The sequence below is a fragment of the Corynebacterium sp. HMSC073B01 genome (assembly GCF_001838255.1).
GTDB lineage: Bacteria > Actinomycetota > Actinomycetes > Mycobacteriales > Mycobacteriaceae > Corynebacterium > Corynebacterium jeikeium_D.
On record NZ_KV836156.1, the window covers coordinates 73,879 to 85,090 of the forward strand.

The following is an 11,212-nucleotide window of genomic DNA, read 5'->3' on the forward strand; positions in this document are numbered from 1 at the left end:
TGCACGTATTGCAGAGCGCAATCGAAATGGGGCTTCATCGGCGCGAATGCGGAGGGACAGGTCGCGGCCCAGTCATGTCTCGGTCAACTACGGGCGTCCGTCTCTATCCGTTAGCAGGGCGCAGCAGTCCAATCGTAGTGATGTATCCGCAGGCACTAACCTGACTCGCCTGATGGCGGTATGGGCTCTAGGGCTTGGTGCTTTCTTCGGAATTGTCGGCAGCATGGTCTTTGAACAAGGGCAAAATGAGGCAGTCGAAAGCACCTTTACGTCCACGTACGCTTCGTACTCCGCACAATAATCATTCCGGTTTCCTGCGTTGGGGTGGGACGTAGACTGGAGACTGTGTATTGCCAGTTTTGTCATCATGATCAGACACGAGTCTTGGACTCACGGTTAATAGATAACGGTATGGGGATTCGTCGCCGGAGAGAATGCCTCAATTGCGGTAAACGTTTTTCTACGATTGAACGCTCGCAGCTGATGGTCGTTAAACGGGATGGAATCCCTGAGGAGTTCAACCGTGAAAAGGTCATCCAGGGTGTTCGACGTGCGTGCCAGGGGCGCGAAGTATCAGAGTCTCAGCTGAAGAAACTTGCACAAAAAGTGGAGGAGAGCCTCCGCGAGAAAGGCACGCCCCGGGTGGACTCAAACGATATTGGCCTTGCCATCCTTGAGCCGCTCAAAGAACTGGACGAAGTTGGCTATCTCCGCTTCGCTTCGGTGTACAAGTCCTTTTCCTCCGCGGACGATTTCGCGCAAGAGATTGCCAGCATGCGGAAGGGGAAAGGGCCGCAGGCTAATGGCAACGAGGTAAAAAAGAACTAACGCAGCTTATCCACACGTTTCTTTACTCGAGTCAGGGATACGCTCTGGGCGGTACCCAAGCGTTGTGCGAAAAGGCTGACACGCAGTTCTTGGATGAGCCACTGAATATCCCGTACCTCCGCGGAATTCGAACGTGCCTTAGGTAGCTGCTGAAGCTTTGCCGCCAAGTATTCGCGGGCCTCAGTCACCTCATCCTCACGTTCAGCATCACGGTCCGGGTCACGGTTCATTTCCTCAAGCCGAATCTCCATCGCTTGGAGATAACGTGGCAAATGTCGTAGGTGCTGCCAACCGTGCCTTGCCACAGCGCCCTTAGGGAACATGAACTCCAGCTGGCGACGCATATCGTCAATGGCATCGCCTTCCCACTTGTTTAGCTGATTCACCACCGAGACATAACGAGGCATTGCCTGGGCAACGCCGACGACCAATTGGCGCACCTCTGAGGCGACTCCAGAACGAACGTGTTCGAGTAGTTTGTCGAATTCCTTCGGATCGCGGACCGGGCCACCGGCAGCCATCATACGGTCGCGAATCACTGCGACACGGCAGTCCTCGACAAGCCCATCGGCGCCCCCATGTGGCCATGCGTCCACGCCAACACGTTGCTGGAGTGGAAGCCCCTTAGTCATTTGTGCACCATTTACTGGGCAATCCCGCAACAACATTGTCAAATTTGTGGTCGCCAACGTCGCCTCAGCCTGAGCCTTAGTTGGTTTGACCTCAATGGCCACGCCATCCTTGGTGGTCACCAGCGTCGGATACATCGTGACGGACTGACCGTCGACAGTACTTTTGACCGTTTCTGAGACGGCGCCCAAGTTCTCTGAAGTCCACTTTTTCACAGCTTCGCGAGCTGCAGACTTCGAACGTTTCGACACAGCAGTTGAGACCGTCGAGGCATGCTTATCTCGAAGCGCAGCAAGATCCCGGCTCTGATCGACGATCTTTCCATGGCGGTCAACCACTGCGTAGTTAAAGCGCAAGTGTGCTGGTAGCTTCGAAGGGGCAAAGTCTGCACCATTGATGCCCGAGCCTCCGAGTCGTCGTAAAGCATCGGCAAAAACATCGACGAAGCGGCCTGAGTACGGAGTCATCGTCTCCAGCGCGCGGCGTGCGAAATCCGGGGCGGGGACAACGGACTTCCGCAGCGCCTTCGGCAGAGTGCGAATGTAGGCTTCCGCGAGCTCAGCGCGAAGACCTGGCACCTGCCAGTCGAAGCCATCTTCACGCAGACCTGCAAGAAGAGGCACGGGGACACGGAGAGTCACACCGTCATCAGGGGCGCCCGGTTCGAATTTATAGGACAGAGAGAAATCGACCGAGCCCTGCTGCCACATTTCGGGGAAGGCGTTGTCATCGATGTCGCCGGCTTCGGGGTTGAGCAGCTTATTGGGATCAAAGTCCAGTAGATTCGGCTGCTTGGGCTTAGTTTTCTTCCACCAGCGGTCAAAATTGGCGGCCGTGGTGATAGAGGCGGGCAGCTTGGAGTCGTAGAACGCGTAGAGCACGTCGTCATCGACGACAATGCCGCGGGAACGTTGCTTCTCCTCGATCTTCTCGGCTTCGGCAAGTTTGTCTTGATTGTTCTTAAAGAACTCGTGATGTGTGTTCCATTCGCCGTCGACAAGCGCAGAGCGAATGAAGATCGAGCGGGCGGCGTCGGCATCGACTCGGTGATAAGGCACCAGGCGATCAACCACCACAGGCACGCCGTAGAGCGTCGACTTCTGGTAAGCCATCGCTGCACCGCGCTTAGTAGACCAGTGAGGCTCCGAGTACTGGTGCTTGAGCAGATGAGGGGCTACCTTCTCTACCCACTGCGGCTGAATCGTGCCGACGTTGCGCGCAAAAGTGCGCGAGGTCTCGACGATTTCCGCAGCCATCACCCAGCGAGGCGGCTTCTTTGCCAACGCGGACGAGGGGTGAATGAGGAACTTAGTGTTGCGGGTGCCAGTAAATTCCTTGCCCTCGCCCTCGCGCGTACCAATCATCGATAACAGACCCGGTAACAGCGACTTTGCCACCTCGTCGGGATTGTCGACACCACTGGTTGAGCTGCGGGCGGAAAGATGCCAGCCCAGCTCAGCCGTTGCCTGGTGGAGCTGACGCACCAAGTCCTGCCACTCGCGAACGCGCAGATAGTGGAGGTACTCGCGCTTGCACATCTTGCGGAATTGGTTACCGCTAAGCTCGCGGCGCTTTTCCTCCAGGTATTCCCAGAGCTTCAGCAGGGAGTTGAAGTCGCTGGTGGTGTCCTTAAAACGGGCATGTAGCTGATCTGCCTGAGCCTGGAACTCCAGCGGGCGTTCGCGAACATCCTGCAGAGACAAAGCGGCGACAATGACGGTTACAGCCCCGAGGGTAGTGTTCTCATACCCTTCGACCAGCATGCGGGCAAGACGCGGGTCGACTGGGATACGGGCAATCTGTCGGCCGATGTCCGTCAGCTCGGGGGCGTCAGACCCCGGCGTAGTGGTAATAGCCTGAAGTTCTGTGAGCAGGTTAATGCCATCGCGGATTGCCTTGTGCTCTGGTGGCTGGACAAAGGGGAAGTCCTGAATCGCGCCAAGCCGCAGTGAAATCATTTGCAGTACAACCGAAGCGAGATTGGTGCGCAGAATCTCCGGATCCGTAAACTCGGGACGCGAGAGAAAATCCTCTTCGCTGTAGAGACGAATCGCCACACCATCGGCTACACGACCACAGCGTCCAGAGCGCTGATTCGCGGATGCCTGGCTGATGTCTTCGACTGGCAGGCGCTGCACCTTCGTGCGGGTGGAGTAGCGCGAAATGCGCGCGGTACCAGTATCGACGACATACTCGATACCAGGTACCGTCAGCGACGTTTCCGCAATGTTGGTCGCCAGCACAATGCGACGCCCGGAATGCGGAGTGAAGATCCTATGCTGCTCTGCATTAGATAGCCGACCGAATAGTGGAACGGCTTCTACACCTTTCCAGTGTTTGCCCTCGATGGCTTCGGCAGCTTCTCGGATCTCTCGCTCACCCGAAAAGAACACCAGGATATCGCCGTCGCCAAGCCGCATCAGCTCTTCACACGCAGCGATAACACCATCGATCTGCTCAATGGCGACTTCCTTTTCCTGCCCATTCTTCGCAACAACGGTCCGCACCAGCGGGCGATAGCGGATTTCCACCGGGTAGGTGCGCCCCGACACCTCGATGATGGGCGCAGGGTGCTTGTCGTCAGGCGCGAAATGACGAGCGAACCGTTCCGGATCAATCGTCGCGGAAGTGATAATGATTTTCAGATCTGGACGCTGCGGCAGAATATGCTTTAAATATCCCAGCAGGAAGTCAATGTTGAGGCTGCGCTCGTGCGCCTCATCGATGATGATGGTGTCGTACTCACGCAACAGTCGGTCGCGGCCAATTTCGGCCAGCAGGATACCGTCGGTCATCAGTTTGATGCAGGTATCTTTGCCCACGCGGTCATCAAAACGCACTGCATAACCGACGTGCTGTCCAATCTTTTCGCCCAGCTCATGGGCGATGCGCTCCGCGACGGAACGCGCCGCAATACGACGTGGCTGAGTGTGACCAATCTTGCCTCGGACGCCGCGTCCCAGTTCGAGGCATATCTTCGGGATCTGCGTAGTCTTACCAGAGCCAGTCTCACCAGCAATAATGACGACCTGGTTGTTTTCAATTGCCTCTGCAATGTCGTCGCGGCGCGCGGACACCGGCAACTGAGCAGGGTAGGTGATGCCAGGAATCGCTTTACGACGATATTCCAACCGCTCCAGCGCAAAGTTGAGGTCTGCAGAGATTGCAGACAGCGCCTTCGGCGCGGATGCTCGCTTTAGCCGGCGTCGGAAGGACTGGGCCTCCCGAATCGGCAATTGATCAGCGAGCTGGTAGAGCTCCTTTTTACGCGTGTCCTTAGCAGGTTTGCCAGAGCGCTGTGGCCTGGCGGAATTGCGGCGGCCGGAGTGGCGGTTTCCCGACTGGGCACGTGGAGCTGGTTTATCAGAACGGCTAGGAGTACTCATGGTTGCCTACTAGATTAGCCGCGTCTGGGGAGACAACCCACATCTGTGCTGATTAAGAGGTGCTCGAGATAGTCCGATGGCCGCAGGGAGCGTCCTACTTTGCCGCCGCTAGCTCTTCGGCAACTTCCTTGCAGTCCTCGCGCCCACAGTGCTGTGTCTCGGTGTGCTCCCAGCAATCATCGCAAATAAGCACCTGACGACGGCAGGTATCTTCGTTGATGCAGTTCTGGAAGGTGTTTGTGGGCTTGCCGCAGTGGACGCAGTGCCCGAGCTGTACGTAGTCCTCGTCTTCGATGCCATCGCCAAACTCCATATGCATGCGCTTGTCGAAGACATATAGGGAGCCTTCCCACAGCCCCTTATTGCCAAACTTTTCGCCGTAGCGCACAATACCGCCGTCGATTTGGTAGACCTCTTCGAAACCGCGGTTCTTCATAAGTGCGGAGAGGATCTCGCAGCGGATGCCGCCGGTGCAGTAGGAGATAACCGGCTTGTCCTTCATCCAGTCGTACTTACCGGATTCCAGTTCGTCGATGAAGTCGTGCGTGGTCTTTACGTCCGGGACGACAGCGTTTTTAAACTTGCCAATCTCGGCTTCCATTGCGTTGCGGCCATCGAAGAAGATGACATCGTCGCCGCGTTCCTCGACCAGTTTATTGACCTCTTCCGGCTTCAAATGTGTGCCGCCGCCAATGACACCATCGACATCGACTTTCAGCTCGCCCGGAGCCCCGAAAGCGACGATTTCGTCGCGAACCTTGACGGAGAGTTTTGGAAAGTCATCAGCGCCGCCTTCGCTCCACTTGAACTGCATGGAGTGAAAAGCGGGGTACTGCTTGGTTTTCTTGATGTACCTCTTGCAGGCATCGAGATCACCGCCGACGGTGCCATTGATGCCGTGCTCGGACACCAGAATGCGGCCCTTGAGCCCTAACGACTCGCAAAGATCGCGCTGCCACAGCATGATGGCACGCGGATCGGACAGCGGGGCGAACTGGTAGTACAGAAGAATCTTGCTGATGCTCACGGGGACTATTCTAGTCTGCTCTCCCAGTTATCCTATTTTCGGTGTGAACTGCTGGTTTGGTTTAGTGCTTCTGATAGAGAGCCTTCTTCTGGTACTTAGGCTCCGAAGTAACTAGGACGCCGAGGTTGCGGAAAATTGTTTCGTCCACGCTGCCCAGAATGGTGGTGGTGTGGACATCGCAGTTTCGAAGGTTCTTCAGCTCGGCGAGGGCTGCGCAGGCATCGTCGCTGGTGGCCGCCGACACGGAAAGGGCGATAAGAACCTCGTCGGTATGCAAGCGGGGGTTGCGGCTGCCCAGGTGATGCGTCTTAAGCGTTTGGATTGGCTCGATGGCAGCAGGGGAGAGCAAGTGCAAGTCCGGGTCGATATTGGCGAGCTTCTTGAGAGCGTTGAGGAGCATTGCTGCTGAGCATCCGAGTAGTTCAGAAGTCTTGCCCGTGATGATTGTGCCATCGTGCAATTCGATTGCGCTGCCCGGTGCCCCGGTAGATTTCTCAACTTCAAGAGCTGGTGCGACGACTCGGCGGGCGGCTGTCGACACGTTGGCCTTGCTCATAATCATGGCAATGCGCTGTGAGACTTCGTCGTCTGCGCTGTTCTTGTGTTCGTCGACAAGAGCCTTGTAGTAACGGCGAACGATTTCCTGGTTGGATGCCTCTCGGCACACTTCGTCATCGTCGATACAGTAACCGGCCATATTGACGCCCATGTCGGTCGGTGACTTGTACGGCGACTCGCCCGCGAGCTTCTCCAACAGAGTGCGCAGCAGTGGGAAGACCTCGACATCACGGTTATAGCTGGTGACCTTGGTGTCATAGGCGGCCAAATGAAAAGGGTCGATGAGATTGATGTCATCGAGATCAGCTGTTGCCGCCTCGTAGGCCAGATTTACCGGGTGTTCGAGTGCCAGGTTCCAGATAGGGAAGGTCTCAAACTTTGCGTAACCGGAACGAATTCCGTGTTTGTGATCGTGATAAATCTGCGATAGACAGGTCGCCAGCTTTCCAGAGCCCGGGCCCGGCGCTGTAACAACGACCAAGTCCCGCGACGTTTGCGCCCATTCATTCAGCCCGAAGCCGGCTTCACTGACAATTTTCTCCGTGTTTGTCGGGTAGCCCTCGATATTGCGATGGCGGATTACGCTCAATCCGAGTCGCTGCAGGCGCTCAATGAAGTTCTTTGCCAGGGTGTTGTCGTCGGAAAGCTGCGTGACGACGACGCTGTCGACTAGAAACCCGCGTTCACGAAAGACATCGACGAGGCGCAGCACATCGTCTTCGTAAGTGATGTCGAGGTCAGCGCGGACCTTGTGGCGCTCCAAATCCTTGGCATTGATGCACACCATGATTTCCAGATCGTCTTTGAGGCGATCGAGCATAGCGATTTTATTGTCAGGCGTGAAGCCGGGGAGCACGCGCGAGGCATGCATGTCATCAAATAGCTTGCCGCCCATTTCGAGATAGAGCTTGCCGCCTTCACCTGCGATGTCTGCGCGCCGCTTCTTAATATGAGCGGATTGCATTTCGATGTACTTTTCGCGGTTAAAACCGACAGCCTGAGCCATGGTGCCCTTTCTGAAGTTGTGTCTGCGAGGAGCGCGCTAAAGCTTGCGAAATTCTACTGTGTCCATGGTAGTGATACTGCCTTGCGAATGTCGTATCGGTTACTGCTGTCGCGGGGGGAATTTTGGGAACTTTGGCTTATTAGGCCACGCGTAGGGGATTGTCTGATTAAAGTCCAACATATTGATATTCAAAAAGAAATATGAAGAGGATGTGACATGCTCGATCCCCAGATGGCATCATCGTCGAATTCGGCAGAACCAACCGCACGCGCCCCGTACCAAGTGGGCAGGCGAGGCTTCCTCGTCGGAGCAACTGCCGTGTCAGCTGCGAGTATGATGCCTGCCGTAAATGGTGCATCAAAGGCAAACGCCGCTCCTGCAAACGGGGCTTCTGCCGCCGCGGGGAATTCGACCACCACTTTGAATGTCGGTCGAGGAATGGCTGACATGACAGGCGAGCCACTCGGCGCTGGCATGAACGGGTATGCGGTCATGGACCAGACCACCTCGGGTCTGCGTCTTCGCCAGATGGCGCGTGCATTCATCTTCGGTGATGACAACGACAACCGTGTCGTCCACGTCACCGCAGATATGGGGCTCATGTTCCAGTCCATCCAGATGGAAGTTCTGCGGCGACTGCGAGCTCTCTTCGGAGACCTCTACCACGAGGGCAACGTGCTTATCTGCGCATCTCATACGCATGTCGCGCCGGGTGGTACATCGGGCCATCTTATGGTCGACCTGACTACTCTCGGTTTCCGTCCCGTCACTTTCGAAGCTGTGGTCGTCGGTGTGGTCAAGGCTATTGAACGTGCACACGCTGATTACCAGCCGTCGACTATCCACCTGACCAAGGGGATTGCCAAGGATGCGGGTGTTAACCGCTCCCTGGAGGCATTCAGGCGTAACCCCGAGGAAGAACAGCGTCTTTTCCCCGACGGAGTCAACCCGGAAAGCCATACACTGCACGTGAGTCGCGGTGGTCGCGAAGTCGGATTCATTAACTGGTATGGAATTCATCCGACCACCTTCGGCCCCGAGCACACCATCATCGACGGCGACAACAAGGGCTATGCAGCATGGAAGGTTGAGGTCGACCGCGGGGTTACCCACCGTGAGCCGGCCGATGCCCCCTTTGTCGCCGCATTTACCATGTCGTGCCCGGGTGACATCAGCCCGAACATGGGGCTCGTGCCAAATTCGGGTCCCGGCAACGGAGACGAAGCAGAGTCCGCCCGCATTCTCGGTCAGCGTCAGATTGACGCTACCCAAGGCCAGGCCATTGCACTGCCAGGAGGCGGTATCTCCACTGTCCACAAGTGGGTCAACCTTGGCGATGTCGACATCGACGGCCAATTCACGCCCGACGGCCAGCCGCACCGCACTGGACCTGCAATCCTCGGTGCGGCCTTCGCAGCCAGTAGCCAGGAGGACGGCGGCGGCGAACCAGCCCTAGGTTTCAACGAGGGGCAGCGTGGAGGCACACCGTGGGTACGTCAGCTCAATAACGTCGTACTCCCGAAAAACATCCGGGAGATTCAGGGCGACAAAGAGTGCCTGCTGCCAGTCGGCTACATCGATGGTCTTCTCCAGCAGACCCACATGTTCTCCATCACCCGCATCGGTGGCTTCACCTTGATCACCAATGGCCTTGAACCCACCACAATGTCGGGCTACCGCATGCGTCAGCACGTCGCTGAAGTCCTCGGCGTTCCAATCGATACTGTCATCTGCCAGGGCTACACCAACAGCTATGGGCACTACGTCACTACTCCGGAAGAATACGATCAGCAGGACTACGAGGGCGGCGCAACGGCTTTCGGCAAGTACACGCTCAGTGCGATGATTTCCATTTATCACGATCTCGCTCACGCGCTTGCCGACGGCATGGCTGTCGACCCGGGCAGTGCTGCAGGTGATCTCACTGGCATCATCCCGCCGTCGCCAGCAGGAGGAAAGGTTATCGATTCCGCTCCAATGGGCAGGAATTTTGGTGACGTGCTCGAATCCACGGCAAGCGTCACGGTAGGGCAGAAAGCCGTTGCCCAATTCGTCGCGGCAAATCCGAATAACGATTTGCGACTGGAAGACGGCTACCTACTTATCAAGAACGACCGCGGTGAGATTGTTTCCGACGACTGGGACCAGGCAACTGTCATTGAATTTGCCAAGGACGGTATTTATACCACCGCCAAGGTCACTTGGGAGACCGGAGGAGTCGCGCCGGGCAAGTATGACATCATCGTGCGTGGTAGCGCGTTGGGTGCCGGTGATTCGCTGAACGAGTTCGAGGGAGTCGCCGCGGTGGAGCTCGTGTAAGAACGTCCAATTAAATACGTCCATGCGCACAATGTGACTTATACTTCGGCCTTTAAAAACTCATCAAGGGCTTGTCTCACGTATAGTCCGTTGTGCGCGTTATTTGTATGTATCCGTCAATTTGGCAGGAGCAATTTGCTTCATGAATACCTCAAACGATCCATATAGCAACAACGATTCTTACGGTGACGGCAGCCGGGACAATGAGTCCAATAACTATGACTCCCAGAGTCACGGTTTTCCCAACAATGGTTCGCAGGACTACAACCCTTACGGGTTCGATTCGGACGCACAACATGGCCCGCGTGGACCAGAGGATTCGCCACAGTGGAATCAGACTTACGGCCGTGAACAGGCTTATGGCGAAATTCCTTCTTATGGAACTGGCGAGTCGCGCGATAGTTACGGCGGGCAACCCTATGGTGCGGACTCGAGCTACTGGCAGCACCAGTCCAGCGGGGCTTCTGCAGCCGGTGCACTTGCTCCCGGAGTCAACATGCCAGGTGGCGATGAGCCGCCGGTGAAGCCTGTGGCACAGGGGCCGACGAAGGTCGACATTGGAAGTGCCTTTTCCGCGGCGTTTCGTAGTCTAAACAGCAATTTTGCTTCCTGGCTTGGCATCATGCTGACGTTCTTCGCCGTACTAGTCGCACTGATTGTTGGCGCAGCGGCAATTCTCTTTGCGACTGGTGACTTCGATCCGGACTTTGAGCCGAACTATCCAGGCGATGTTCCGTTTGAGGATCTAGGGTCAATGTTCGCGACTCTCGGCGCGATGGCACTCCTATTTGCCGTGGGCATGTTCGCGATGCAGGCATTTATGCTGCGCGGTGCATTCGAAGCTGTCGACGGCCGAGTGCCGAGCTACGGTACTTTCTTCCGTGTAAACCGGTGGGGATCTCTTATCGGTGCCTACATTGTCACGTTCCTGGTGGGGCTGCTCGCCATGCTTCCGGGGATGGTGCTCTTCATCGCTGGAGTATCCCTGTCTGCCAACGGCAGTGAAGCTGCAGCTGCGATGATTCCCATCGGCTACCTGTTGGTACTTGTGCTGTCCATCTTCATCATGCCAATCACAGCGACTATGCCGCTTCTTGTTTTTGATGGTCGAGCAACAGCACTTGAGGCTCCGGTCGTCGCATGGCGCTTGGTGAAGCCTCAGTATTGGACGATGCTCGTTGCATTCATTCTGACGTCAATTGTTTCTTCCGCAGGTGCAATGCTCTTCTATATCGGTATGTTGTACACAGTCCCGCTTGCTCTCCTCGTGCAAGTACATATCTACCGTCAGCTCATCGGTGGCCGTCGAGTAGTTAATGAAGCCCAGGAGAATCCGGGTTATTACCCGCCACAGCAGTAGCCAAAAACGTACAAGAAAAAGCGCCCAAGGAACCGATAAAAATTGGTTCCTCGGGCGCTATTTCGGGGTTAAGTGACAAAAAGTGTGTCTGATTTTCA

At 56.2% G+C, this 11,212-nt stretch carries 6 protein-coding genes; 3 read left to right on the plus strand and 3 right to left on the minus strand.

Annotation, left to right across the window (positions count from 1 at the left end):
- Window positions 1-345: 345 nt before the first annotated feature.
- Entirely contained in the window at window positions 346-828 is a 483-nt protein-coding gene (nrdR, locus tag HMPREF2849_RS05725; RefSeq protein WP_042388651.1) for a transcriptional regulator NrdR, read from the plus strand.
- On the opposite strand, the gene hrpA is transcribed toward nrdR, so the two are convergent.
- The 3 genes from hrpA to HMPREF2849_RS05740 all read right to left on the minus strand — a co-directional run bounded on the left by hrpA (window position 825) and on the right by HMPREF2849_RS05740 (window position 7,435).
- The gene (hrpA, locus tag HMPREF2849_RS05730; RefSeq protein ID WP_083327267.1) at window positions 825-4,844 is read right to left on the minus strand and encodes an ATP-dependent RNA helicase HrpA; all 4,020 of its coding nucleotides are present in this window, start codon (window positions 4,842-4,844) and stop codon (window positions 825-827) included. The genes nrdR and hrpA overlap by 4 nt on opposite strands.
- A gap of 94 nt (window positions 4,845-4,938) precedes the next feature.
- Complete coding sequence (locus HMPREF2849_RS05735; RefSeq protein ID WP_070862723.1) at window positions 4,939-5,871, minus strand: oxygen-dependent tRNA uridine(34) hydroxylase TrhO; 933 nt, start codon at window positions 5,869-5,871, stop codon at window positions 4,939-4,941.
- Between the two features lie 61 nt (window positions 5,872-5,932).
- A complete protein-coding gene (locus HMPREF2849_RS05740; RefSeq protein WP_070862724.1) occupies window positions 5,933-7,435 on the minus strand; it encodes a DUF1846 domain-containing protein in 1,503 nt (500 codons plus the stop codon).
- A 216-nt stretch (window positions 7,436-7,651) separates the two neighbouring features.
- On the opposite strand from HMPREF2849_RS05740, the gene HMPREF2849_RS05745 reads away from it, so the two are divergent.
- Together HMPREF2849_RS05745 and HMPREF2849_RS05750 are read left to right on the plus strand one after the other, a co-directional pair.
- The gene (locus tag HMPREF2849_RS05745; protein ID WP_070862725.1) at window positions 7,652-9,754 is read left to right on the plus strand and encodes a neutral/alkaline non-lysosomal ceramidase N-terminal domain-containing protein; all 2,103 of its coding nucleotides are present in this window, start codon (window positions 7,652-7,654) and stop codon (window positions 9,752-9,754) included.
- 142 nt (window positions 9,755-9,896) lie between these two features.
- The gene (locus tag HMPREF2849_RS05750) at window positions 9,897-11,114 is read left to right on the plus strand and encodes a hypothetical protein (RefSeq protein WP_016422635.1); all 1,218 of its coding nucleotides are present in this window, start codon (window positions 9,897-9,899) and stop codon (window positions 11,112-11,114) included.
- Window positions 11,115-11,212 lie beyond the last annotated feature (98 nt).